Consider the following 24,625-nt stretch of genomic DNA (forward strand, 5'->3'; position numbering starts at 1 on the left):
TGGAATCCATGAGTTCAATCAAACATACTGTAGCCATCGTTGGTTACGGCGGAATGGGAAGCTACCATACCCAACTAATCAAAGAGAGTGACCGGGTGGTAGTGACCGGAGCCTTCGATCTGCTGGCAGAGCGGCGCACCTTGGCTGAGGAAGCAGGCTACACCGCGTATTCCAGTTATGAAGAGTTGCTGGCAGATCCGGCTGTGGACATCGTTCTGATCGCTACACCGAATGATGTACACAAGGACATTGCCCTTCAGGCTTTTCAGGCGGGCAAGCATGTAGTCTGTGAGAAGCCGGTGGCCATGTCCTCGGCTGAATTCATCGAGATGCAGGCTGCTGCGGAGGCGGCCGGACGGGTGCTGATGGTGCACCAGAACAGACGCTGGGATGAGGATTTCCGCGTAATCAGGGAGATGTATGAGCGGGGGACGATTGGATCACTCTTTCAGATTGAATCCCGGGTGCATGGTGCCAACGGAATTCCCGGCGACTGGCGTCATGTGAAGGAGCAAGGCGGCGGGATGCTGCTGGACTGGGGCGTGCATCTGCTGGATCAGCTGTTGTTCATGATTGACAGCAAGGTGAGCAGTGTCAGCAGCAGTCTGAGCTTTATCCTCGGCAATAACGTGGATGACGGATTCGATGCGGTGCTGCAGTTCGAGAACGGCATCAGAGCCATCGTCGAGGTAGGGACAACCAATTTCATTACGATGCCAAGATGGTATGTGAAGGGCACCGGGGGAACCGCTATTATTGAAGACTGGTCGCTGAGAGGCAGAATTGTAGCCCCTAACCACGAATCGGAAAAGATTGAACCCACACCGATCCGCGCAGGTGTAGGCTTGACTAAGACGATGGCCCCGCCTTCAGAAGGCTCGACCGTACTTGAAGATCTGCCTGCGGCATTAGAGATGACCTCCAGCTTCTATGGTAATCTGGCCGCTGTCATCGAAGGCACAGCGGAGCCGATTGTCAAGAATGCTGAGGTGCTTCGTGTGCTAAGACTGATTGAGGCGATCTTTGAAGCAGCAGAGCGTAACGAGACGGTTAAGAATTTCGATATCTACGGAGCTTAAGCAGGCTTCAATACAACCTTAGGAGAGGTGGAATCTGCAAATGAAACTTGGAGTATTTATGGTGTTGTTCGGCGGCCGCAAGCTGGAGGATGCACTGGATTATGTGGTCTCCAAAGGACTGAAAGCCGTTGAGATCGGTACCGGAGGGTACCCTGGAAACAGCCACTGCAATCCCAAAGAGCTGCTGGAGAATGAAGCGGCCCTTCAGGAATTCAAGCACGCGATTGAATCCCGCGGCTTGATCATCAGCGCGCTAAGCTGCCACGGCAACCCGCTGCACCCGCAGAAGGAGCTGGCAGACAAGGATCACGAAGTATTTGTAGACACCGTGAAACTTGCACAGAAGCTGGGCGTCAAGGTTGTGAATACCTTCTCCGGCTGTCCGGGCGATCATGAAGGCGCGAAATATCCGAACTGGCCGGTTGCCCCATGGCCGAATGATTACCAGGAGATTCTGGCCTGGCAGTGGGAGAACAAGGTCATTCCTTATTGGACAGAGCAGGCGGCCTTCGCCACTGCACATGATGTGAAGATTGGTCTTGAGCTGCACGGAGGCTTCTCGGTACACACTCCGGCTACCCTGCTGAGATTAAGAGAAGCTGCCGGGGATGCCATAGGGGCGAACCTTGACCCGAGCCATATGTGGTGGCAGGGAATTGATCCGGTACAGGCCATTCATATTCTCGGCCGTGAAGGCGCAATCCATCACTTCCACGCGAAAGATACCGTTATTGATCCGGTGAACGTCAACAAGCATGGCCTGACGGACATGCAGTCCTATACGAATATGCTGGACCGCGCCTGGCAGTTCCGTTCCGTAGGCTACGGACACGATGTCAAGGTCTGGGCAGATATGATGAGCGCACTGCGTCTGGTAGGCTACGACTTTGTAGTCAGCATTGAGCATGAAGACGGCTTGATGTCCATTGAAGAAGGCTTCTCCAAAGCGGTTGACAATCTCAAGCAGGTGCTGATCGAAGAGCCGCTGTCTGAGATGTGGTGGGTCTAACCGGTGGAGAGCTTCACTAAAGTCCAATTGAACGACTGGCAGCTTAGTCTCTTGACTGCCGCAGCCTTTGGGACAGATGTGCAGATCGCCAGCAGCAGGGAGTTGACTGCCGGATTCTTCAATACGGCTTATGACCTGGAGCTTAGCGACGGCCGCTCCGTCATTCTTAAGGTGGCTCCGGACCCGGAGACAGAGACTCTTAGCTACGAGAAGGATATCATGCGTGCTGAGGTGGAGGCTCTCCGGCTGGTACGTGGTGCTGGCGGTGTGCCTGTGCCGGAAGTGTACAGCTATGACGACAGTCTGCAGCTGGTTCCGTGTCCGTATTTTTTCATGGAGAAGATTGAAGGGCAGCCGTATAACGAGGTGAAGGAGAGTCTCACCGAGGAACAGCGGTATTCCATTGAATACGAGCTGGGTCAGTATCAGCGGAGAATCAATGCGATTGAAGGGCCAGCCTTCGGGCTGTTCGGCAAAGAGTCTGACGGGAGCGGGCTCACCTGGAGGGAGACCTTCCGGTCTATGCTGCTGAACCTGCTTCAGGATGCGGTCAGACTGGGTGCACGATTGCCCGCAGAACAGCAGGAAATAGAACAGGTGCTGGAGCTGTATCTGCCTGCTCTGGATGAAGTGACGCAGCCGCGCCTGGTGCACTGGGATCTGTGGAACGGCAACATCTTTGTAAGGGATGGGGTAATCGTATCCATCATTGACTGGGAGCGGGCGATGTGGGGCGATGTGCTGCTGGAGTATTATTTCCGGCATTTCGAGAGCTCGGCAGCGTTCTATGAAGGGTATGGGTCGGCTTTTGCCAGCCGGAATGAAGGGCTGCGTAAGCAGCTATATGACCTGTATCTGGACCTTATCATGCTTATAGAATGTTATTCGCGCCAGTACAAGGATGAGAATCATGTGAACTGGGCGCATGAAAATCTCGCTGAGTCCTGGAAGCGGTTCTCGGCTCTGGTACTATAGGATACACAAGAGGCCGGATCTCTTCTGAGATTCCGGCCTCTTGAGATTGTGTACAACAGACCAGATGAATGTCAGTCAGCAATCAGTAGCTGCTGTTCCGGATGGCAACAACCGGGCTGATGTCAGCTTCATAGTCAACGCCACCGGATTCGAAGCCGAACAGCTGGAAGAACTCGCGTCTGTAACCGGCCAGATCGGAATATTCGTAGACGTTCTCCGTGCTCAGCATGGGCCAGATCCGGTCCACTTCGGTCTGCACAGCGTGGCTCATCTCATGGTCATCTATCCGGATACGCCCTTGCGCATCTACCGGAGTCCCTTCCGGGTTGTACAGGAAACCGGTATACAGCCGGTAGGCTTGCTCAATACAGCCTTCGTGCACTCCCTGTTCCTTCATGACCTTATAGAGTACTGAAATGTATAGCGGGACTACAGGAATCGCCGAGCTGGATTGGGTCACCAGACCCTTACTGACTGCCACATAGGCGCGGCCGCCAGTTCGTGATAATTCTGCATTTAGCTGTAAGGCTGTAGCTTCCAGATGGTCTTTAGCCCGGCCGATGGTCCCGTCGCGGTAGACAGCCTGTGTAAGCTCTGGACCTACATAGGAAAAGGCGAGAGTGACCGCATCTGCTGCCAGAACCCCGGAATCCCGAAGCGCTTCAATCCATAGCTGCCAGTCTTCTCCGCCCATCACATGAACAGTAGCATCGATTTCAGCTTCGGTGGCCGGTTCAATCTGTACGGTGCTTAGTTCTCCGGTATGGAAATTAACGGTTGTATTGGTATAAGGGCTGCCGATGGGCTTCAACACAGATTGATAAACTTCTCCGGTCTGCGGGTCTGTTCTGCCCGCCGAGGCCACACTGTAGATGACCAGATCGACCTGTCCAAGCTCACTGCGGATCAACTTGATGGTCCGTTCTTTTGTCTCAGCGGTAAAAGCGTCCCCGCACACGCTATAAGAGCGCAGGCCCGCCGTGTGGGCCATCTCCTCAAACGCTGCGGAATTATACCAGCCTGCGGAGGCGGTCCGGGTCTCGCTGGCTGTACTCGGCCTATAGACACCTACAGTGGCTGCTCCAGCACCGAAGGCTGCTGCAATTCGGGCAGCAAGCCCGTAACCGGTTGAAGCGCCGATAACGAGCACATTGCGGGGACCTGTAAACCTTTTTTGATTCAGTACATAGGTCACTTGCTCCTGTACCTGCTGCGCACAGCCTGCCGGATGGGCAGTCGTGCAGATGAACCCGCGGGTTCTTGGTTTTATGATCATTTTAGTGTTACCTCGCTTTCCTGGGTGGTCCTAGGATATAATTTACTTTATCGAGTGTTATCCCCGCAAGCAGGACAGTGACAGCAGAGAACATACCGGATGACAACTTTCACGGCAAAGGGACGGATGTTATGATGTTGAACTGGCTTCAAATACATATGGACGTAATAAGCTTGCTGTGGCTGCTGCCTGTAGTCTTTATGTTTCATGATTTTGAAGAGATTCTTACAGTGGAGTCTTGGGGGAACAAACATGGACCGGCTGTTACCGCATCGCTTTCCCCCTCCTTGCGGAAGCGTATGGCACCTATGATGGGCATGACTACGAGGAATTTTGCCATGGATGTGCTCTTCGTGTATATTCTGATAGTAGGGGTAACCTCCGTTGCGGTATTTTTAGAGTTCTACTGGCTCTACTTAGCTGTCCTCGCTGCGCTGTTGCTGCATGTCTTCACACATTTGGCACAAAGTATAGTTCTGAAGCTGTATACCCCAGGTGTTGTGACAGCATTGCTTGTGATATTTCCGTATTCCTTGTATGCTTTTTACCGTCTGCTTCATGAGGGTGTTGTCAGTGAAGCTGACATAGGCTGGTCGCTGCTGCTCATGTTGATTCTAACACCGCCGCTTGTATGGGGATTGATGAAGAAGCGGGCAAGGCATAAGCATAGCGAAGAATGATGATTTTTGACGGTGACGTTTTCAGAAAAATCTTGACGTAAGCCCCTAAAGGTAGATAAAATAATAGTATTGCGTGTTTTTTGGAATCACTATCATAACTTGAAAAGAAACAGAGAGGGTGACAGGATGGAGCGCCTTTTAGAGGTAAAAGACCTGGCTATATCATTCAGAACACGCGGAGGAGAAGTTCAAGCAATCCGTGGTGTCAGCTTTCATGTAAATAAAGGGGAGACACTGGCGATTGTTGGCGAATCCGGTTCCGGTAAGAGCGTAACCTCGCAAGCCGTCATGAAGCTGGTTCCTCAGCCTGCGGGCGAATATAAGCGTGGACAGATTCTGTTCGATGGACAAGATCTGATCGGCAAGAGTGAGAAGCAGATGCAAAAAATCCGCGGCAAAGAAATCGGAATGATCTTCCAAGATCCGATGACTTCACTCAACCCGATGATGAAGGTTGGCCGGCAGATTACGGAAGTGTTGTTCAAGCATGAGAATATCACGAAGGAAGCTGCCTACAAACGTGGTGTTGAATTGCTTAATCTGGTAGGTATTCCGTCACCGGAACGCCGTTTCCAGCAGTATCCGCATGAATTCAGCGGCGGGATGCGCCAACGTGTTGTAATCGCTATGGCACTGGCGGCTAACCCTAAGCTCCTGATTGCCGATGAGCCGACAACCGCGCTTGACGTAACGATTCAGGCACAGATCCTTGATCTGATGAAGGACCTGCAAAAGAAGATTGATACAGCGATCATTTTCATCACCCATGACCTTGGGGTTGTGGCAAGAATGGCTGACCGTGTAGCTGTAATGTATGCCGGACAGATCGTTGAAATGGGTACCGCAGAAGAGATCTTCTACGATCCAAGACATCCGTACACTTGGGGCCTGCTGGCTTCCATGCCAAGTCTGGAGAGCAAAGGCTCGATGCTTACAGCGATCCCGGGCACACCTCCCGACTTGATCAAGCCGCCTAAGGGGGATGCTTTCGCCCTGCGCAGCACGTATGCAATGGCGATTGACATGGAGAAGGAACCGCCAATGTACAAGGTATCGGACTCCCATCTTGTGAAGTCCTGGCTGATGCATCCGATGGCACCAGCGGTGGAGCCGCCGGATGTCGTGAAGAAGCAGCGCCGCGTGTTGAGCAATGCCTATCCAGAGCCGGTACTTGTCGGCAACAGCAGCGAATACTAAGTTTGATTAGATCAGCGTCAGGCCATAATCGGCCTGGCGTTTTTTTGTTATATGGGGGATTATACTTCATATAAACCTAAAACAAAACTAACTAATATAAATAAAAGTATTGACTTAATCTCATTTGCCCAGCAAAATGTAAGGGTATACATAGGGAGGTTATGATGAGATGAGAAAAAGATCCTTAACGGCGCTGATATCCTTATCCCTGCTGTCGGCATGCAGCGGAGGGAATCCGGAAGGGCCGCCGGAGTTCGGGAATGTATCTGTACACGATCCCTCTGTGATTAGGGTGGAGGATACGTATTACGTGTTCGGTTCGCATCTGGCCTCGGCCAAATCCAAGGACCTGATGTCGTGGACGCAGATTTCTTCCGGCGTGACGGACGATAATGTGCTGATACCGAATGTAACGGAGGAGCTTAGCGAGACGCTTAGCTGGGCCCAGTCGGATACGCTGTGGGCACCGGATGTCATTCAGTTGGCAGACGGCAAGTTCTACATGTATTACGATGCCTGCAAGGGGGATTCCCCGCTGTCGGCGCTAGGTATTGCCGTAGCCGATGAGATTGAAGGTCCTTACAAGAATAAAGGCATTATTCTGAAGTCGGGAATGTCCGGCATCGGGGATGATGGAGAGGTGTACGATGCCACGGAGAAGCCGAATGTGGTGGACCCTGATGTGTTTTTTGATAAAGACGGCAAGCTGTGGATGGTCTACGGCTCCTACTCGGGCGGCATCTTCATCCTGGAGCTGGACCCGGCTACGGGCTTCCCGCTGGAGGGCCAGGGCTACGGCAAGAAGCTGCTCGGAGGGAATCATGCGCGGATTGAAGGGCCGTATATGCTATACAGCCCGGAGACCGATTATTACTATCTGTTTCTCTCCTACGGAGGGCTTGATGCGAATGGCGGCTATAATATCCGTGTAGCGCGTTCCAAGCATCCGGCTGGCCCGTTCGAGGACTCGGAAGGTAAGGCTATGCTGGATGCGCAGGGGACGCCGGGAGTGCTGTTCGATGATCCGGCCTACGCACCTTACGGCGTGAAGCTGATGGGGAATTATGAATTTGTGAATACAGCTGAAGAAGCCGCCGGATCAGGTACAGGCTATGTCTCCCCTGGACATAATTCGGCGTACTATGATGAGGCAAGCGGGCAGTATTATCTGATTTTCCACACGCGGTTCCCGGGTCTTGGGGAGCAGCATGAGGTTCGGGTTCATCAGATGTTCATGAATGAAGCAGGCTGGCCTGTTGTCGCACCCCATCGTTACGGAGGCGAGAAGATAGGCAAGTACACTGCCAAGGACGTGACGGGTGCTTACATGCTGGTGAACCACGGCAAGGAGATTACGGCTGAGCTGGCGGAGTCGCAGAGGGTAGAGCTGAACACAGACGGCACGATAAGCGGGGCAGCAACAGGTACATGGTCCTTGAGCAAGGATCATATGGCGAAGCTGACGATAGAGGGTTCGGAGTACAGCGGGGTGTTCCTGCGGGAATGGAATGAAGCGGCCGCAAGCGAGGTAATGACCTTCACAGCACTTTCAGCAGAAGGCGTTGCAGTCTGGGGCAGCCATGTGTCACCGGAGAAAAAGTAACCTGATCCCGTGAACAGTCAAGTCGCAGCCGGCATCATACCCTTAACCATTACAAACAGCGGAGCTCCCTTAGAATGGGAGATCCGCTGTTTGCTGTATATAGGAATTAGCTGCGATTATGCTTCATACTTGCGCAGAACGATTACAGCGTTATGGCCGCCGAAGCCAAAGGAATTGGAGATCCCGATCTTCAGCTCCGCTTGGCGGGCTACGTTAGGAACATAATCCAGGTCGCAGTACTCGTCCGGCTGCTCCAGATTAATCGTCGGCGGGATGATCCCTTCTTGCAGGCTTTTGAGCAGGGCAATAGCTTCCAGACCTCCGGCTGCGCCGAGGGCATGTCCGGTCATCGATTTGTTCGCCGTGACGGGAATCCGATAGGCCTGCTCTCCGAACAGCTTCTTGATCGCCAGGGTCTCCGAACGGTCTCCGACGATCGTGCTGGTTGCGTGTGCGCTGATGACATCTACCTCTCCGGGACTAATTCCAGCCTCGCTGAGTGCCAGCTTCATTGCCTGATAGGCTCCTATCCCCTCAGGATGGGTGGCTACCATATGATAAGCGTCCGAGCTGGCGCCATATCCGGTGACCTCGCCATAGATGACGGCATCTCTGCGCAGGGCATGGGAGAGGGATTCGAGGATCACAATAGCTCCGCCCTCCGCAATGACAAATCCGTCCCTGTTCCGGTCAAAAGGCCGGCTGGCCCCCTGCGGCTCCCCGTTCCGGGTAGACAAAGCGGTCGCATTCCCGAAGCTGGCCAGGGCAATCTCGGTCACCGCCGCTTCCGCCCCTCCGGCGATGATTACATCGGCCCCGCCGTAACGGATCAGGCGGAAGGCTTCGCCAATGGCCGTATTCCCGATGGAACAGGCAGTCACCGGCGAGAGTGTAGGCCCCTGTGCCCCCAGCTTGATGCTGATCATGGCTGCCGCCATATTGGAGATCAGCATCGGGATCAGGGTAGGGCTTACCCGCTCCGGTCCCCGGGAACGCAGCAGTTCGCCCTGGTCCATCAATGTCTGGATACCGCCTACGCCGGAGCCTACATAGACGCCCAGCCGTTCCCGGTCCAGCTCCTCAAGCCGGAGACCGGAATGCGTCCAGGCTTCCTCTGCGGCAGCAAGCGCGAACTGGCTGAACCGGTCCATCCGCCGGGCCTCCTTGCGGCCGAATCTGGCATCCGGGTCGAAGGCCTGTACCGAGCCGGCAATCTTGGTTTTGAAGTGAGTGGTATCAAAAGAATCAATCGGCGTAATCCCCGATTCTCCTGCCGTAAGGCGGCTCCAGAACTGGTCCACGGTATTGCCAAGCGGGGAGATGACACCCATTCCTGTAATCACGACACGTTCCATCTGCTATTCCTCCTGTTAATCTGAATAAGCTTATTTTTTCATGTTGCTTATCCTATTACAAGTTGTAGTTTATACTAGTATAATTACTACTACACTAACAGACAGACGAACTGTAAGGCAGGAGGAAGCATGATGTCCAATCAGAACAGGCTTCAAGCATTATCAGAATTCCTGAAAGCAAGACGCGCGGCCATCACCCCGGCAGCGGCGGGCCTCCCGGAGGGCACCCGCAGGCGGACGCCCGGGCTCCGGCGCGAGGAAGTGGCGCAGCTCTCGGGAGTAAGCAGCACCTGGTATACCTGGCTGGAGCAGGGGCGGGATATTAAAGTATCTCCATCTGTTCTTGATTGTATTGCCGCAGCATTACAGCTGACGAAGGATGAGCGGAGTTACTTGTTCGCTCTGGCGCTGGAGAACGGACCGGCAGTCGCAGACTATACCCAAGAGGAGCCTTCGGTAATTCATCCGTCCCTGCAGAAGATATTGCAGGAGCTGAAGACCTGCCCGACAATCATCTCGGACCGGCACTGCGGCATTGTCGGCTGGAATGAGGCAGCGGCGCATGTGTTTCTTGATTTCGCCAAGCTGGCTCCGCAGCAGCGCAATATGATCTCACTGCTGTTCGAGCGCAAGGAGTTCAGGCGGCTGGCGGTGAATTGGGAGCAGTTCGTCCGGGGATACCTATCGATCTTCCGCGCCTACTACGGGCAATACCTGGAGGACCGCTGGTATGATGAATTCATTGCGGAGATGAAGGAGGGGCATCCGGAATTCAATCAGCTATGGGAAGAGAGCCGGGTCAGCTCCGCGCCGGATGTTGTACTGGAATTCCGGCATGCCAAAGCCGGCAAAATGCTGTTCCATCTAACCTCCCTACAAGTACAAGGTGCAGCGGATCTGCGCTGTAGCATCTACACGCCAGCCGGTGACTCTGGTACAGAAGCCAAGCTGAAGCAGCTCATGGAACCTAAGTAATACAGGTGATAGAATTTTCTTATTGATTCATAAAAAACTATAAATATGCAATATAGATTTTGCAGTTTATACTCCTAATATGATGAATTTCTTCCTGCGGGACCGGAAAAGGGGTAAAGATATAATGGCTAAAGTAACGGGATTAGAAGGCGTAGTTGCCGGAGAGACAGCAATTGGATTGGTAGATGGGGAGAAAGGGTATCTGGTGTACCGCGGGTATTGGGCGAAGGAGCTTGCGGTGAGCAAAAGCTATGAGGAAGTTGCTTATTTGCTCTGGAACGGACATCTGCCTGATGCGGAGGAGCTGGCGCAGCTCAAGGTGCAGATGGCAGCGGAGAGAGCGATTCCTGAATATCTCTGCAAGATGCTTGATCTGTATCCGGCGTCTGTACCGCTGATGCTGGTATTACAAAGTGCAGTGGCTGCACTTGGGGATGAGGAGAACGCTACCTGGCCGCCCACGCTGAAGCAGGCCGTGCGGTTGACGGCAATGCTTCCGGCGATCATAGCTTACCGGTACCGCAGCCTTAAGGGCTTGCCGCCGCTGAAATCGCTTCCTGAGCTTGGCCATGCCGCGAATTATCTGTATCTGCTCACAGGCAAGCTGCCTGAAGAGGCTCATGTAAAGGCGCTTAGCGCCTATATGATCCTGTGCATGGAGCATGGCATGAATGCCTCTACCTTCGCCGGGCGGGTGGTGCTGTCCACGGAATCGGATATGTGCGCGGCCGTAGCCGGATCGATCGGGGCCATGAAGGGTCCGCTGCATGGCGGCGCGCCGTATGAAGTGATATCGATGCTGGAGGAGATCGGGACGAAGGAACGCACGGAGCCTTGGCTGAGAGAGAAGCTTGAGGCCGGGGAGAAGCTGATGGGCTTCGGGCACCGGATCTACAAGACCAAGGACCCGCGGGCGGAAGCCCTGCAGATTGCGACCCTTACGATGGTCGGCAAGGATGCTTCCTTTGATCTTGCGCTTCATGTGGAGGCTACAGCGATAGCGCTTCTGGAGGAATATAAGCCGGGCCGCCGCCTGTTCACCAATGTTGAGTTCTATGCTGCGGCTATTCTGAAGGCGCTGGAGCTGGCGCCTGAGATCTTCACGCCTACATTCACAGCGGGAAGAATTGTCGGCTGGACGGCCCATTTGCTGGAGCAGTCAGCCCATAACCGGATTTTCCGGCCACAATCTACTTATATCGGACCTATGCCTGAATCAGAGACTGCCTTGTAAAAGCACATACCATCCGCCCAAATGGCGCACAAAACATCTCCAGTCGCCTAACAGCCGGGGCCAACCCGCAGCGAGGCGCATGGGAAATGTCCCGGAACGTAAATAATGCCCTTTACACTTCCTGCTGGGAAGGGAAAGGGCTGAAAAGTTTGCGTTCATGTTACTAGGAGGACTTGATGATACTTATTGACCGGCTGTATTTGAAGCCCAGACAGGATACCAGCCTAAACCCACGTTCTGTGTGTTGTAAAGAACTAAATTTCCGTCATCTTGAACGATTAGCAGGTCACCCACGAGGTTGACTGGTACATTCCCTTGTCCGTACCACGCTGTAGCCCATGCATTATTGTCTGACGTCCAAAATGGAGTATTATTCCAATCCATTAACTTAAGTCTGCCATTATATTGATCAATGACGAGCTGGGATATTCTAAAGTCGCTGGTATTGGTGTGCCATATCATGGTGCGTTTGTGATTATTCCATAACTGTATATCTCCTGAAGGCATAAAATTCAGGATATATTTCATGTTGTTTGATACTAGCGGGCTCGCATTCCCAATAAATCTTTCGCGAACCGTGAGACGTTCTCCAAATGCAAATGTTGCAGAAGCAATAGGGAGCTGGATCATGAGCACCGCAAATAAAAGCAGAAAAATCTTTTTCATAATAGCCTCTTTTCTGGTATATTTTATCATTTTCTCATCAACTATATCATAAATTTTATATAAATGAGAGATTAATCTAAAGATTGTAAAATATATTTCTGAATTGAGAGATTCAATCAAATAAGCGGAATGGATCGTATTTGTCCTGAAACGACAAAAAGATGGACTCCCCGGAATAGCGAGAAGTCCAAAAATAGTCAACAGAGCATGAGGGGATACTCTTACATTAGATTAGAAATCAGAGGTTGCCACTTCGATGGTGCCGAAGACTGCCCCGGCAGCTGTGCTGAGAAGTCCGGCGACAAGCAGGGCATGAACAGATAGAGTGAGACTGTTAAATGCAGGGATCAGATAAGTGACCACTGGAGCGTTGACGCGGTAAATAACGAGATCCACGGGGAACCCGGAATTGTTGTTTACCGTCACAGCTGCGTTGATGCCACCTGCCAGATTTTCATAGTAAGATTTACCTACAGAAGCCGGCAGATTGAAGAATTGTTGCGGTAATAGGATAGCCATTGTAATGTCCTCCTTTTCCTTGTGATAGGATAGTATATTCGGCAAAACTATGATTGCTGTAACGTATGCCATGGGAGATTCACACATTTCAATAGGATGCCGGCAGATTCATAGACAAATAGACAACCCGGATCTATGGTACACTGGATGTAATCTAGTGACAGGTAAGGGGAAATGACAACGATGAAGCTGGTGTCCTGGAATGTGAACGGTCTGAGAGCTTGTGTGAATAAAGGGTTTAGCGAGTATTTCCGGGAGGTTGACGCAGATATCTTCTGTGTGCAGGAGACGAAGCTTCAGGAGGGGCAGATTGTTCTGGATCACGGGGAGGAATATGCTCAGTACTGGAATTATGCGCTCAAAAAAGGATATTCGGGTACGGCTGTATTCACTAGAATCAAGCCGCTATCCGTACGATATGGACTGGAGCAGGAGACGGAGGATGAGGGGCGGATTATCACCCTGGAATTCCCTGATTTCTATCTGGTGAATGTGTATACGCCGAATGCCAAGCGCGATCTGTCGAGGCTGGACTACCGGATGGAGTGGGAGGACCGGTTCCGCGCCTACTTGCTGAAGCTGGATGAGCATAAGCCGGTTGTCGTGTGCGGGGATCTGAATGTGGCGCATCAGGAGATTGACCTGAAGAATGCGAGATCGAACCGGGGGAATTCAGGCTTCACCGACGAAGAACGCGGCAAAATGACCACGCTGCTCGCAGCCGGCTTCGTGGATACCTTCAGATGGTTCTATCCTGAGCTGGAGGGTGCCTATAGCTGGTGGTCCTACATGCCCAAGGTCAGAGAGAAGAATGTGGGCTGGCGGATTGATTATTTTCTCGCTTCAGAGCGCTTGACCCCGCGTCTGCTGGACGCCGGAATTGAATGTAATGTCCTAGGCAGCGATCATTGCCCGGTGGTCCTCCATCTGGCGGATACGGCGGAAGCATAGACAGAGTGTATAGATATGATATACAAAAGGCGGTATCCCGGAGTTCGGGATACCGCGTTTTGTGATTGTGTCAGCGGCTGAGCGGAGGCTAACCAGTTAATCTGACGAGCTGCCTGGCTCCAGCACCGGCGACCGCCGGTGCTTCGTAGCCTGCTCGTAACTATACGCAATCCCTAGCAGCATAGCTTCACTATGGGCTGAGGCACAGAAGGTGATACCTTGCGGTCCCTTGGTAAGATAGCCGCCTGGTGCAACAATACCCGAGTAGGTATAGCCGGCAGGAACTGTAATCAGCGGATAACCCGCTCTTGCCGCTACTTCACATCCGTGATCTCCGGGGAACAGGAGCACATCCAGACCGTAATGCTCCAGGGCATAATCGATTCCCTGCTTACCGGCCAGTGAACGGGAAGAATGCAGCTGCTCCAGATACTCTTGCTCTGTAATATTATCCCCGGAGGAATTCAGCCATTCCAGTTTTCCTTGGCCGTATTTCAGCGCCTGTCCGCTATGCTGCTGGTTGAAATCAAGCAGCTGCTGCAGAGAATGCACAGGAGCCGACTCCGGCAGGCTTCCCAGATAGCGGTTCAAGCCGTGCTTGAACTCATATTGTAGAATCGTAGGGTTCCATTCAGCATTCTGATTCTGATTGGGCAGCTCCACAGGGTCGATAATCTCTGCCCCCAGCTCCCGCAGGACCGCTATGGCAGATTCCATCATGTCCAGCGCTTCAGTATCCAGATCACTATAATAGAAGCGCGGAATTCCGATCCGCTTGGCTGTAAGTGCATCTACTTCCAGCCCTGCCGAATAATCCAGGGCAGCAGAGGAGGAAGAGCCGTCGTTCCCGGCCATCACATGCAGCAGGAGTGCGGCGTCTTTGACGGTTCTGGCCATGGGACCGGCGCTGTCCTGGCTGCCGATTCCCGGTATAATTCCCTTATTGCTGACCAGTCCCCAAGTAGGCTTCAGGCCGACAAGGGAGTTGTGAGCCGCCGGGCTGATGATGGAGCCGGAGGTTTCCGTTCCTACGGCCACGGTGACAAGGTTAGCGGCAACAGCTGCCGCACTTCCCGAGCTGGAGCCGCCAATGAACAGCTCCCCGGGACCGTAGGGATTAAGTACCAGCCCGCCGCGTGCGCTGTATCCGGCCCACATGGTAGGCGACATGAAATTGGCCCACTCGGTCATATTGGCTTTGCCCAGAATCACTGCTCCGGCTGTCCTTAACCGTGTGACGACCTCAGCGTCTTCATTAGCTATGCAATCTGCAAGCGCCAAGGCTCCTGCACTGGTATGCAGCTGATCTGCTGTGCCGATGTTATCTTTGACCAGGACAGGAATACCGTGCAGCTGTCCGCGGCTGCCCTGATCTCTTCGTTCCTGATCGAGCTTCGCGGCAATTGCAAGAGCCTCCGGATTCACCTCCAGTACGGAGCGGAGCAGACCGTCCAACCGGTTGATTCTTTCCAAATACCAGCCTACCAGCACTTCGGAGGTTAGGTTACCTTGTGCCATTTGCTCCTGAATGCTGGTGATGTCTGCTTCTATTAACCAATCTTGCTCATCTTGAGCAGGAGACTTGCGGTTGTTGTCGTTATGATTCATAAGGTTATTCATAAGGATGTTGTACCTCTATTCATTGTTTGTCGTGTTGTCCACGGTCTCGCTTGCCGCTGCCTGATGCCGCTTCGGCCAGCTGATTACATTGCGGGTTCTGCTAAGCTCCTCGTAGAGGAGCGGACGGTCACGCTTAATCAGCCGCAGCACCAGATGGATGAAGAAGACCAAATCTGCCAAGAGGATGACTATTTTCACAAGAGCAGCCAGAGCTGTACCGATAGAGACGAAGAAGGAGGAGTCAGGCATCAGGGAATTCATTCCGCCTAAGACGCCATAGAGTAATCCATATCGTGCCCATACCCCCCAGGGTCTGGCCGGGCCGCCGTCTTCACTCCTAAGCCGGATACGCACGACCCATTTGCCGAAGGTGCGTCCGCCTGTGAGCAGAGGAATGCTCAGGAAATAGACCATACTAACTGCCCACAACGAAATACTCAGCGAGAGCAGATTGAGGAGAATGGTCACCGCGAGCAGCAGGATGGAATCCAGCAGGAAAGCAAGGGCGCGGCGGGTGTAGGTCACTCTTTTGGCGGAAAGGTCCTCTTGGCTGTCAAGCTTCTCAATCCTCGGCAGCAGGCCGGAGATCCATAGGGAGAGCTTGAATCCGATCATGCCGCCCAGCGTATTCGTGATCATGTCATCGACATCGAAGATCCGGTAGGGGTGGTCGAAGAACCCGTAAATGCCTGTAATTTGCGTAATTTCGAACAACAGCGACAGCGCAAAGGACAGAATAATGCAGACCACCCAGCGCGTGCGGAAGTAGTAGCCCAGGAACATACCGAAGGGTACGGTCAGCAGGACATTGAAGGCCGCCAGCAAAAAATCCGCTCCGGTCAGCACATTAAGGTAGCTGGAAGGATCGCTGCGCGTAATTGGCGTATTGTGCAGAATATCCTGGATGAATTGCAGCGGCACGAACTGGAGCATGCTCCCGGCGGGGGCGGTATTATGCCTGGAATCAGGCAAGGGAAGCAGGACCAGGAAGAAAGCGTTAAGCAGGTACAGCAGCAGCAGATACAGCACCAAGGCCCGGATTTTGTTGATATAGCCGTGCCGGCGGTATTGCACAATCAGGAATGGCAAGGTGAAGAACAGTGCCGCAACCGGAAAGGCCATGAATGCATAGGAAATTGGGAATAGATAAGTCTGGAACATGGGTTCACCTGCTGTCAGTATTTTGTCACAACGACTTCATTATAGAATTAAACCTAAACCGTCTCAACAGAATTAATCATTCTAACCGTTCTTTCCTGCATAGACATGTTAGGAGAGGAGCGTGAGGACTATATGGAAAAGAAGGTTCAACAGTATTACAAGCTCAAGGCGAAGCAGAAGGAGCTGGAAAAGGAGCTGGCCGGACTCCGGCAGGAGATTCTTGCCCATGTCAATGAAGCGGGGCAGACTGAGGCAGTGTTCGGCACCTACAAGGTCAAGCTGGTCACTCAAAACCGCAAGGAATATGATGACGACAAGCTCTATCAGACCCTGTCCGACCCCGAACTGTGGCGGCTGCTCTCCCGGGCAGATCCGGCCAAGGTTGCCAGCCTGACGAAGCTGAAAGTGATCGCGGAAGAGAAAATCGCCCATACGTATGATGTGAAGACCATTCAATTACTTCAGGTGGATAAGCAGTAGCGGAAGCGATGCCGGAAGCGGAGGGATTACATTATGCTCAGCTTCCGGTTGTATATAGAGCATAGATAGGTGCCATCTTCCCGGTCTTCCGCTATAATTATACAGAGACAGTGAAGATATGGAGGAAGAGAAGAAATGAAGGATTTTGAGCAGATGCTGGAGAAATACGCAGAGCTGGTAGTCAAGGTCGGTGTGAATGTGCAGCCGGGACAAGTGCTGATGGTTCACGCCCCGCTGGAGACCGCGGAGCTTACCCGGCTGATTGTAGGCAAGGCCTATGACGCCGGAGCGAAATACGTGCTTGTAGACTGGGACGATGAAGCGGTCACACGCATCCGTTACGAGAAGGCTCCTGAGGAATCGTTCGGGTATTATCCGCAGTGGCATGCCGATATGCTGGAGGGATTCGCTGAAGAAGGCGGGGCTATATTACATATAAAGGTGCCGGACCCGGAATTATTCCGCGGGATCGATTCGGCCAAGGTCTCCACTGCCGTTAAGGCAGCTGCGGTTGCGCGCAAGAAGTACCAGGCCTACACCCGCAACAGTAGAATCAGCTGGTCGCTGATCAAGGCGCCGACACGTGCCTGGGCGGACAAGGTGTTCGCCGATCTGCCGGAGGAAGAACGGATCGATGCGATGTGGGAAGCGGTGTTCCAGATGAACCGTGTGAACAGCGAGGACCCGGTTGCGGCGTGGCGCAGCCATATCGGAGAGCTGAAGCAGAGCCAGGACCGTATGAACGCCAAACGCTATAAAAGCCTGCATTACCGCGCTCCGGGCACGGATCTGCGTGTCGAGCTGCCGGAAGGCCATTTATGGCGGGGCGGCGGCGGGGAGAATGCGCGCGGCGTCTATTTTGTAGCGAATATGCCTACAGAAGAGATCTATACGATGCCCCATCGCACCGGCGTAAATGGCACGGTCAAGAGTACGCTTCCGCTGAACCTGAACGGGCGGCTCGTCGACGGAATTACTGTTACCTTCACAAACGGCAAGGTTACAGCGTATGACGCTGAATCCGGCCGCGAGCACCTGACTTCCTTGCTGGATACGGATGAGGGAGCCTCATACCTCGGAGAAGTGGCGCTGGTGCCGCATGACTCGCCGATCTCCCGGCTGAACAGAGTATTCTATAACACCGGAATTGACGAGAATGCCTCCTGTCATTTCGCACTGGGCAGCGCCTATCCGGTTAATATAGAAGGGGGCACCTCCATGACAAGCGAAGAGCTGCTGTCCAGAGGTGCCAATGTCAGCCTCACGCATGTCGATTTCATGGTCGGCTCCGATGCGCTTGATATTGACGGGGAACTGGCCGACGGTACGATCGAGCCGGTGTTCCGCAAGGGGAATTGGGTGCTCTAGGTGTGTCCTATCGAGAAGTGAAGTAATCTACAGAACTAAGTCATCCTAACGGATGAATAGGATTACCTTCGTACCAGTGCAATGTATACTGTTTTCCGCATACATTCAGGCCGAGTGCCTGCTTGGGAGCACAACGTATGCTGTTTTTCACATACATTCTGGGCCATACGCCCGCGCGCAGCACAATATATACTGTTTTCCACATACATTCAGGCCGAGTGCCTGCTTGGGAGCACAACGTATACTGTTTTCCACATACATTTAGTCCAACACACCTTCTCCACAGCAGCAGGAAACTATAGTTTCCTATATAACAAGAAAGGCCGCAATATTCCCGGCAACGGGGATTGCGGCTTTTCTGTTGAAATATAAGAATTTATAGGTTTTACGCTATAAATTATTCTTCTATTTCTCGCTGAAACGGTACCGTCCTTTAAAAGGACGGCAAAGCCGTTTCCACTTGTTCATGAGGATTATAAAATAATTGCCGCAGACTAAAACTGTTTGCATAACCTCTCCGTCTAATTCATGTAAAAAAAGATGGAGAGGAGAGGGAGAGATGACGATGTCAGGCGCAGAGATGAAACGGGTCACTGCCGCTGTGCCGCTTGAAGAGACAGATTTCGTCAAAGCGGTGATGGAGCACAGCGACCAGTTATATTCTATTGCCTACAGTTATCTGGGCAACCGCAATGACGCACTGGAAGCGTTGCAGGAGACGACTTGCCGGGCGTGGATGAAGCGAAGGACCCTTAAGGACTCAGGCGCGTTCAAATCCTGGCTGATCAGGATTCTAATCTATGTCTGCATAGACGAGCAGCGCAGAAGGAAGAAGGCGGTTCCCACAGCGGCAGAACATATGCAGGAGGCCGTCATTCATAACAGTACCGAATCTATGGAAATGCAGTGGGCACTCTCACAGGTGAAGGTGAAATACCGCCATGTGCTGCTGCTCAAATATTACAATGACATGACCTTGGCCGAAATCGCAGTCCTGCTGGGCAAGCCGGAGGGAACCGTCAAAACCTGGCAGCACAAAGGGCTGAAGCAGCTTAGGACCATTATGAAGAACCGGGGTGAGTGGGATGGACAGTAGTAGAGAAGAGCAGGCGATGCTGACGGATGCGGCACGTATACACAAGGAAGCCGGAGCGGACGCCGGAGGCAATGAGATTAGGCAGGCTGTTCAGGCGGGAATCGAGCGCGGACGCCAAAAAAGCTGGCAAGGCAGACTCACCAAAGGCTCCTTCCTCGGATTAGCCGCTGCCGCGGTTACCGCAATCATTCTGTTCCTCATTCCGGTCATTCATGATGCAGCACCTCGTGCTGCCGGACCTGCCGGAGAAGTGAACTGGGGCGGGCTGGAAATGTTCAAGCGGCTCTATTCTTCTGATTCAGAGGCACCTACACTGGATACGGCCATCCGGCACGGCTATATCCAGGAGATTAATCAAAGCGTAGCCAGCGGGGATTACCGGATTACCCTGAATGCAGTAACGGCGGATGAGAATAAAATCATCTTTTTGTATACAGCAAATGTCGCGGAAGGACAGGAGATCTATAGTGTTAACAGTGCGAGAATCAAGAATCCGGCAACCGGCTATGATCTTGAGAACGGGGGCGGGATCGGCGCCCATGCTAAAAACAATGGACACGATGATAAGCGTATTTTTTACGGGCGCGGCGCCATCCTTCTGGACCGGAATCAGCCTTTTCCGGAGCAGCTTGAAGCGGATTTCCAGATCGCCTCTGTAGACCCCGGTAAATTGAAAGATCCCAAGACGGGCAAGAATGCAGCGGAAATGAATTATTCTCCAAGGCTTAAGATCAGCTTCAAGCTTGACCCGAAATTCAAAAAGCAGCAGACAGTTATTGTCCGGCCGGGGGAGGATTTCATGCTGGAGGGGATTCAAGTGACGCTCGAGCAGGTTGAGCTCTCTCCCTTGATGATCCGCACTGTAGTCAAAATTAAAAACGAGTCTGAGATTACATGGGAGAACAGGCAAAAGATATCTGGCGCTGTACACAGGAATGAAATTCAGTCGACAGCCAAGTACGGAACCACCGAGATATGGTCACCGACAGGTACTGGAACCTATGAGGGCTTTGAACATTATTTCGGCAGCAATCTGCTCGATCAGCCGGAATCGATGAACATGATTATGAAGACCGGAGAAGGCAAGAATACCAAGGAGATTAACTTGCCAATTCTGCCGTGAATCCATGCATGTGGAAAAGGCTGACTGCCGGTATGTCCGGCGGATCAGCCTTTTTGGCGGTTGGGTTAGAGCGGTTGTAATCCCCGGTTATCAAACTTGAAGGCAAGCTTATTCCCATCGAAGGTATCTCCGGTTCTTTCGGTATATTTCCCCTGTGTATAGCGGGAGACGGTCTTCCGCCAAAATTTCTGTCCGGTTATATTCTTCGCCGCCGGATTCGTGAACAGCTCCCATTCACCCCGGAATTGTTCAAACACCAACACCGCCGCCTCTTCCGCGATTCCTGTCCCTCTGAAGGGCTGCAGCAGAAAGAAGTCGTTCACGAAATAATCAACGCCTTGCGCGCAGTGAGGAGGGGTGGCGATGAGGGCAAAGCCTGCCGGCATCGCATCAGCTTGAATTAGGAAAGGGTACAGAATGCCCGGCTTGTCCCACCAAATATTCTGCACGTCATACTGATCTGCCAGCGTGCGGTATTCGTCTGTATCCTCAAAGATACCATGCCGGTTAGGCGGATGCCCCTCTACAAGTCCGTAATGTCCCGACAGATCGTGCAGATAGAGCGGGTACATATTTTTGATAATGTGGGCTTCATCCGGTCCGGTTAGCTTGATTGCGATATTCATTTCCAGCCTGCTTTCTGTAATTATCTATAACGTCTACTCCCACTGTATACCGGGAATGAAGTCTTTTCATAGGCAAGTCTCTGTTATAAACTGAACTTTATCTATTCGCATCTTAAAAAAGCCGAAACTTCCGATATCGGAAATTCCGGCTTATTCTCTCTGTATATTACTTCGCGGAGACCAGTGCTAAGTAGCTAACCGGACCAGTGGACAGCTTGATTTTGGTTTTGCCGTCATTGCTGTACCGGTACAGGCAGTCGTTATCCAGACCGTTGATATAATACAAGCCGGGAATATCGTCTGTAATTACAGAGTAATCGGACTCAACGCCCGTCATTTTGGTCAAGGATGAATCGGCATTCAGAACGTAAGCATCGGCTGCGGTGAACAATACGGTGGTGAGCGTCGTTCCGTTCTTAACCGTTCTGACATCTTGAACATTCGTCAGTGGAAGAGGCTTGGAGGAGGTGACTTTGCCGTTAGCAAGCGTGCTGATGTAGGCTTTGCCTTTGGAATCTGCATAAACCAGCTTATTCGCAGCAATCTCGCTGATGCTGGTCACACTGTTCTGGCTGAGCTGCAGGATCTTCCCGTTCTTATCCATCAGGAAGCCTTTGCCGGTGTTATAGTCCAGCTCATCGCCGGTGGCATCCACTTTAATACCTTTGTTGAACAGAAAATAATGATCGGACCAGCTACCGGCAGTGGCGGCATTGGATTCAAGCGGGTTTTTGGCATTGGCTGCTTTGGGAGCTCCACCGCTTAGAGGGAGAGTGTAGAGCACCATTGAGTTCAGAGAATACTCGGTTTCGGCAGGTTTGTTGTCAATCATAAGGTTAATACTTGTAGCATAAGGATGATAAAATTTGCTCTTCTGAATAGCTCCGCTGGCAATCCACTGAATGGCTCCACTCCCGTCGCGGGACCTCGAAGCAACCCAGGTAGTGTTGTTCTTCAGCGCATTATAGTAGATTCGCCCGCCCAAGACGTCGAAGGCCCGGAAATTCACATCGGCATTGTCTGCGATAAGGGTAAGCTGTGAATCATCGTCAGCGTCGGCCAAGGTGCGGTAGATGTGTCCTGTATCATCCAGGAAGTACAGATAGGGACCCTCGAACAGGTAAAAGAGGATATTCCGGTCCCCGAGGAAGCTGGTAATTAAAGCATCGGGATCGCTCAGAGATAGCCGCTGAATTCCCATACCGTCATCATAATAAAAATACAGATATTTGCCGGTTGAATCTAATCCGTTGCCGTCATAATTCTCAACGATCTTCTGTGTCTCACTTCCATCTGTGGTCACACGGTATAAAACATCGTCAGAGACATAGTACACATATGATTTCGCAGAAGCTGCCGCTGCTGCCGTATGTGACTGTCTGCCGCCCCCAACTGTACCGAGTGCCGCTAGTAGCAGCACGAGCAGAAGGACACCTGTTTTTCTGGATAGTAATTGTAAAGCCTTCATAGTCATTCTCCCCTTCAGCCAATGTGGTAAACATACGAACAAATCCTGTTCTAATAAGATATCGGAGAAACGGGCAGTTTCAAATATACAGCTTAAGCCCTAAAAGGCTTGCATGAAAGAGAAAATTAAACATTGCGCTGGGTCTCATGGTCCGGGTGCATCAATGCGATAAGCAATAGATCAGGATGGCCTGCTGAAGATAGATCAGGCTTTTCTTGAACCCGAATCCGGCAAAATAAGGCGAAGCAATCACCTCTTCACTGACCTCCTCATTGCGGAAGAAGGGAGGACAGGGGTTCAGCAGTGCCCCGGGTCTTGTCTGCTTCATCCGGTCCAGTGTAATCTGATAGGCGCCGATATACTCCGGGGTCAGGAAATCCTTGGGCAATGAATCGGTAAGAATCACATCGCTCTCCGGCAGCACGCTGTCCAGGCTCGTATGAAAGGTATAGCTTGGATGATTGCCGCTGCTCATCTCATGACCTGGCGTGCATACATGATGGAAGGATAGATTCAGGGCTTGCGCCGCCTCCAGCCAGGTTCTTGATATATTGCCGGGCGGTCCAACGAAGGTGTAGGTCAGCTCCCGGTAGTTGTCCCGGAGGGTGCGCAGAGCATACAGGTCAGCCATAATCTCGCAGGGATGATTATGTGCGGTCATTGCATTAATAACGGGAACAGAGGCGTGTGCAGACAGCTCCTCCAGTTTGCAGAGATCCGGGATTCTGGCAATGATGCCATCCCCCCAGTTCTCCAGGTAGCGGACGATATCACCCGGCGCTTCTTTCTTGTTGAGCGTCTCCGGCGGAAAGGTAATGCAGGCCCCGCCCAGATCGCTGATGCCTTTCTCGAAGCTGACCCGTGTCCGCAGACTGGTCTCCGGGAAGAAGAGAATCATCGTTTTACCTTCGAGCAGCGGTTCTGATTTTCGGTGACGAAGCCGGTCGGTTAATTCAAAGATATCCAGAATCTGCTCTGAAGTAAGCTGGTTGATATTCAAAAAATGCATAGATGTATCCCCCGGTAGATGAGAAATCAGCAATAATTGCCGGTTGAATAAATATACAATAATCAGGAATAGTATACAACCCATTTAATGTTAAAAAGTGCATTCTACCGGCAGTTGAATAAAGGGGATGCAGCCGTTCAACCAGCGATTGATAGGATTGTGCATGCTGAAATGCTATGCTGTTTTCGACAGTGTGCACTGTACATTTTATAATCTCGGAGGGATATCATGCTCGACTTACGTAGAATTGGGGCTTATATTTCGCGGCTTCGCAAAGACCAGGACTGGACCCAGCTGGAGCTTGCCGATCAACTGAATGTAAGTCATCAGGCGGTCTCGAAATGGGAGCGTGGCGACTCGCTGCCGGATATTGGAACACTTCCGCAGGTTGCGGGGTTATTCGGCCTAACCGTAGACGACATTTTGAATGCAGGAGATCACGCAGAACATCGGGAGCACCTGCATCTGGGTCGGATCGTAGAGGAGATTGCAGAGAACAGGCCGGGCCAGGTTACAGAGCTGGTCAATGCCGGTAAGCTGGAGATGGAAGAGCTTGTAGAGGTAGCACCTTTTGTAAAAGCAAGTGCCCTGAATAAGGTTACAGAGGGCATAGACAGCAGCGTCCTTACGCTAGAGGTAATTATGCGGCTGGCCCCGTTCCTGGGAAGAGATACATTGGATGAACTGGTTCGTCAGGCTGAACAGAAAGAAATAGCTTGGAATGTCATTTCTGGACTTGCCCCGTTCGTCAGCAGCACCACCTTAAGCTGGCTGGTCGATCAATCAGCAGACGGTTCGAGAGAGGTGAACAATCTTGTGGGCATCGCCCCGTTTCTGGAACGGGAACAGCTGGACCTGTTGGTGCAACAAACCAGAGGGGAGAGCCCCAGCTGGCATTCCATTCAAGGGCTGGCTCCCTTTATTAGCAGAGAGACGTTAGGCAATCTAGTTGACCGGGTGGCAGACGGTACTGTCGATGGAAATCGGCTCACAGGCCTCGCTCCTTTTCTGGACAGAGGGAAGCTTGAGAAGTTGCTTGGTGAAGTCGAAGCGGATCAGCTCAGCCCGGATTTGTTGGCAAGCCTAGCTCCTTTCCTGGATCAAGGGACGTTAAGCAGAATGGTGACAGGCTTACTGAATTCAGGAAGGTAGACA

23 protein-coding genes are annotated in these 24,625 nt (G+C 52.2%); 14 read left to right on the forward strand and 9 right to left on the reverse strand.

Translation table 11 applies throughout. The annotated features are described in order from the left end of the window. The first annotated feature begins 8 nt into the window (after nucleotides 1-8). The 3 genes from NYE26_RS12595 to NYE26_RS12605 are packed head-to-tail and all read left to right on the forward strand — an operon-like array spanning nucleotide 9 to nucleotide 3,063. Nucleotides 9-1,079, forward strand: coding sequence for a Gfo/Idh/MocA family oxidoreductase (locus tag NYE26_RS12595; protein ID WP_339256207.1), 1,071 nt, complete (start codon nucleotides 9-11; stop codon nucleotides 1,077-1,079). Between the two features lie 40 nt (nucleotides 1,080-1,119). After that, nucleotides 1,120-2,088 (forward strand): sugar phosphate isomerase/epimerase, encoded by a 969-nt coding sequence (locus NYE26_RS12600; protein WP_036729128.1) that lies wholly within the window; start codon nucleotides 1,120-1,122, stop codon nucleotides 2,086-2,088. A 3-nt stretch (nucleotides 2,089-2,091) separates the two neighbouring features. Beyond that, the gene (locus NYE26_RS12605) at nucleotides 2,092-3,063 is read left to right on the forward strand and encodes an aminoglycoside phosphotransferase family protein (RefSeq protein ID WP_339256209.1); all 972 of its coding nucleotides are present in this window, start codon (nucleotides 2,092-2,094) and stop codon (nucleotides 3,061-3,063) included. 82 nt (nucleotides 3,064-3,145) lie between these two features. On the opposite strand, the gene fabV is transcribed toward NYE26_RS12605, so the two are convergent. After that, nucleotides 3,146-4,339: an enoyl-ACP reductase FabV gene (gene fabV, locus NYE26_RS12610; RefSeq protein WP_339256211.1), complete on the reverse strand. Its 1,194-nt coding sequence runs from the start codon at nucleotides 4,337-4,339 to the stop codon at nucleotides 3,146-3,148. A 158-nt stretch (nucleotides 4,340-4,497) separates the two neighbouring features. On the opposite strand from fabV, the gene NYE26_RS12615 reads away from it, so the two are divergent. From NYE26_RS12615 to NYE26_RS12625, 3 genes are all read left to right on the forward strand, one after another. Next, nucleotides 4,498-5,019 (forward strand): HXXEE domain-containing protein, encoded by a 522-nt coding sequence (locus NYE26_RS12615; protein ID WP_339256213.1) that lies wholly within the window; start codon nucleotides 4,498-4,500, stop codon nucleotides 5,017-5,019. A gap of 126 nt (nucleotides 5,020-5,145) precedes the next feature. After that, entirely contained in the window at nucleotides 5,146-6,216 is a 1,071-nt protein-coding gene (locus tag NYE26_RS12620) for an ABC transporter ATP-binding protein (RefSeq protein ID WP_036729120.1), read from the forward strand. Nucleotides 6,217-6,385: 169 nt separating this feature from the next. Continuing rightward, nucleotides 6,386-7,819, forward strand: a complete 1,434-nt coding sequence (locus tag NYE26_RS12625; RefSeq protein ID WP_339256215.1) for a glycoside hydrolase family 43 protein — start codon at nucleotides 6,386-6,388, stop codon at nucleotides 7,817-7,819. A 116-nt stretch (nucleotides 7,820-7,935) separates the two neighbouring features. Here the strand turns inward: NYE26_RS12625 and fabF are convergent, their stop codons facing one another. Further along, the gene (gene fabF, locus NYE26_RS12630) at nucleotides 7,936-9,174 is read right to left on the reverse strand and encodes a beta-ketoacyl-ACP synthase II (RefSeq protein WP_339256217.1); all 1,239 of its coding nucleotides are present in this window, start codon (nucleotides 9,172-9,174) and stop codon (nucleotides 7,936-7,938) included. A gap of 132 nt (nucleotides 9,175-9,306) precedes the next feature. Here fabF and NYE26_RS12635 point away from each other — a divergent pair, with 132 nt between their 5' ends. Then, the gene (locus NYE26_RS12635) at nucleotides 9,307-10,149 is read left to right on the forward strand and encodes a helix-turn-helix transcriptional regulator (protein WP_339257456.1); all 843 of its coding nucleotides are present in this window, start codon (nucleotides 9,307-9,309) and stop codon (nucleotides 10,147-10,149) included. Nucleotides 10,150-10,273: 124 nt separating this feature from the next. Continuing rightward, nucleotides 10,274-11,383: a citrate synthase/methylcitrate synthase gene (locus tag NYE26_RS12640; protein ID WP_339256219.1), complete on the forward strand. Its 1,110-nt coding sequence runs from the start codon at nucleotides 10,274-10,276 to the stop codon at nucleotides 11,381-11,383. A 183-nt stretch (nucleotides 11,384-11,566) separates the two neighbouring features. On the opposite strand, the gene NYE26_RS12645 is transcribed toward NYE26_RS12640, so the two are convergent. Next, complete coding sequence (locus NYE26_RS12645) at nucleotides 11,567-12,049, reverse strand: hypothetical protein (RefSeq protein ID WP_339256221.1); 483 nt, start codon at nucleotides 12,047-12,049, stop codon at nucleotides 11,567-11,569. Nucleotides 12,050-12,280: 231 nt separating this feature from the next. After that, nucleotides 12,281-12,568 carry a hypothetical protein gene (locus NYE26_RS12650; protein WP_036694360.1) on the reverse strand — a complete coding sequence of 96 codons (288 nt, stop codon included), beginning with the start codon at nucleotides 12,566-12,568 and terminating at the stop codon, nucleotides 12,281-12,283. 183 nt (nucleotides 12,569-12,751) lie between these two features. On the opposite strand from NYE26_RS12650, the gene NYE26_RS12655 reads away from it, so the two are divergent. Next, on the forward strand, nucleotides 12,752-13,519 hold the full coding sequence (locus NYE26_RS12655; protein ID WP_339257458.1) for an exodeoxyribonuclease III: 768 nt from the start codon (nucleotides 12,752-12,754) through the stop codon (nucleotides 13,517-13,519). Between the two features lie 96 nt (nucleotides 13,520-13,615). On the opposite strand, the gene NYE26_RS12660 is transcribed toward NYE26_RS12655, so the two are convergent. Continuing rightward, a complete protein-coding gene (locus tag NYE26_RS12660) occupies nucleotides 13,616-15,139 on the reverse strand; it encodes an amidase family protein (RefSeq protein ID WP_339256223.1) in 1,524 nt (507 codons plus the stop codon). A gap of 15 nt (nucleotides 15,140-15,154) precedes the next feature. Beyond that, nucleotides 15,155-16,261, reverse strand: a complete 1,107-nt coding sequence (locus NYE26_RS12665; protein ID WP_339256225.1) for a VanZ family protein — start codon at nucleotides 16,259-16,261, stop codon at nucleotides 15,155-15,157. A 171-nt stretch (nucleotides 16,262-16,432) separates the two neighbouring features. On the opposite strand from NYE26_RS12665, the gene NYE26_RS12670 reads away from it, so the two are divergent. From NYE26_RS12670 to NYE26_RS12685, 4 genes are all read left to right on the forward strand, one after another. Next, nucleotides 16,433-16,780, forward strand: a complete 348-nt coding sequence (locus NYE26_RS12670; RefSeq protein WP_339256227.1) for a hypothetical protein — start codon at nucleotides 16,433-16,435, stop codon at nucleotides 16,778-16,780. A 135-nt stretch (nucleotides 16,781-16,915) separates the two neighbouring features. Further along, a complete protein-coding gene (locus tag NYE26_RS12675) occupies nucleotides 16,916-18,148 on the forward strand; it encodes an aminopeptidase (RefSeq protein ID WP_036729096.1) in 1,233 nt (410 codons plus the stop codon). Between the two features lie 559 nt (nucleotides 18,149-18,707). Continuing rightward, nucleotides 18,708-19,244 (forward strand): sigma-70 family RNA polymerase sigma factor, encoded by a 537-nt coding sequence (locus NYE26_RS12680; protein ID WP_339256229.1) that lies wholly within the window; start codon nucleotides 18,708-18,710, stop codon nucleotides 19,242-19,244. Continuing rightward, nucleotides 19,234-20,367: a DUF4179 domain-containing protein gene (locus NYE26_RS12685; protein WP_339256231.1), complete on the forward strand. Its 1,134-nt coding sequence runs from the start codon at nucleotides 19,234-19,236 to the stop codon at nucleotides 20,365-20,367. Before NYE26_RS12680 ends, NYE26_RS12685 begins: the two co-directional genes overlap by 11 nt. A 65-nt stretch (nucleotides 20,368-20,432) precedes the next feature. Here NYE26_RS12685 and NYE26_RS12690 read toward each other — a convergent pair whose 3' ends face one another. From NYE26_RS12690 to NYE26_RS12700, 3 genes are all read right to left on the reverse strand, one after another. Next, entirely contained in the window at nucleotides 20,433-20,993 is a 561-nt protein-coding gene (locus NYE26_RS12690; RefSeq protein WP_339256233.1) for a hypothetical protein, read from the reverse strand. Between the two features lie 166 nt (nucleotides 20,994-21,159). Next, complete coding sequence (locus NYE26_RS12695; protein WP_339256235.1) at nucleotides 21,160-22,461, reverse strand: DUF5050 domain-containing protein; 1,302 nt, start codon at nucleotides 22,459-22,461, stop codon at nucleotides 21,160-21,162. 160 nt (nucleotides 22,462-22,621) lie between these two features. Then, the gene (locus NYE26_RS12700; RefSeq protein WP_339256237.1) at nucleotides 22,622-23,470 is read right to left on the reverse strand and encodes an ornithine carbamoyltransferase; all 849 of its coding nucleotides are present in this window, start codon (nucleotides 23,468-23,470) and stop codon (nucleotides 22,622-22,624) included. Between the two features lie 228 nt (nucleotides 23,471-23,698). Here NYE26_RS12700 and NYE26_RS12705 point away from each other — a divergent pair, with 228 nt between their 5' ends. Further along, nucleotides 23,699-24,622: a helix-turn-helix transcriptional regulator gene (locus NYE26_RS12705; protein ID WP_339256239.1), complete on the forward strand. Its 924-nt coding sequence runs from the start codon at nucleotides 23,699-23,701 to the stop codon at nucleotides 24,620-24,622. Nucleotides 24,623-24,625: the final 3 nt, after the last annotated feature.

The sequence above is a fragment of the Paenibacillus sp. FSL P2-0136 genome, from assembly GCF_037975325.1.
Classification (GTDB): Bacteria; Bacillota; Bacilli; order Paenibacillales; family Paenibacillaceae; genus Paenibacillus_AQ; species Paenibacillus_AQ silagei.